Source organism: Pseudomonas sp. NBRC 111123, from assembly GCF_001320205.1.
GTDB lineage: Bacteria > Pseudomonadota > Gammaproteobacteria > Pseudomonadales > Pseudomonadaceae > Aquipseudomonas > Aquipseudomonas putida_J.
In genome coordinates this window covers 1-872 of record NZ_BCAZ01000104.1, presented here as the reverse complement: position 1 = coordinate 872, position 872 = coordinate 1, and the positions used below count along the sequence as shown (strand labels likewise).

Annotated in this window: 1 protein-coding gene; it reads right to left on the bottom strand. The window is 62.4% G+C overall.

From position 1 onward, the window contains the following. A partial coding sequence (surE, locus tag APH27_RS25455; protein ID WP_060486225.1) for a 5'/3'-nucleotidase SurE occupies window positions 1-739 on the bottom strand: 739 nt, incomplete at its 3' end. Window positions 740-872 lie beyond the last annotated feature (133 nt).

Genomic DNA, 872 nt, shown 5'->3' with positions numbered 1-872 from the left:
CCCTATGTGTTCTCTCGAACTGCAGCGGTGTGACGGTGACATGCCCTGCCGCCAGTTCAGCCATTTCAGTCCCGGGCTGGTCGACCTCCCTGGCGTTGTTCAGCTTGATCCAGTGGTAGTCGAACCCACGAGGGTCCACCTCTTTGCGCACCGACATGCTGTTCAAAGGCCCGGCACCTTGCCGTGTCACCTTCAGCGGCAAGGTGGCCTGCGGGTTGCAGTCGGGGAAGTTCACATTCAGGCAGGCATCGCTCGGCCAATCCTGGCTCAGCAGTGCCTGCAGCACCTTGGGCGCATGGGCCAGCGCGTTGTCCCAAGGCACGTTCGCACGGTCGCTGTAGGCCTGGCTCAGGGCAATCGAGCGGATCCCCAGCAGCATGCCGGTCATGGCAGCACCGACCGTGCCGGAGAACACCGTTTCCAGGCCCAGGTTCGCACCTCGGTTGACCCCGGAGAGAATGAGGTCTGGGCGGGCATCCTTGAGCAGATGCTGCACCGCCATCACCACACAGTCACCTGGCGTACCGGTGACGGCGAAGCGTTTGTCACCATGCTCACTGACCCGCAGCGGGGCATGCAGGCTGAGCGAGTGCGAGGTGCCGCTCTGGTCCGCACGCGGGGCAACCACCCACACCTCATCGGCCAGTTGCGCGGCAACCTGCTCCAGGACTTTCAGGCCAGGGGCGTCGATGCCGTCGTCGTTGGTGACCAGAATCCTTCCAAGTTTTTGCTGAGTCATGGCTGTCGGTTGATCCTTGTGATGGGTTCCGACAGCTGAGACTAGACCGGTTTCTTCGGATTGAATGGCGGGGGGGATGTGTGGTGGCTTACAGGTGCTCGCCATGGAAGGTTCAGCGCCTGTTAGATCGAGC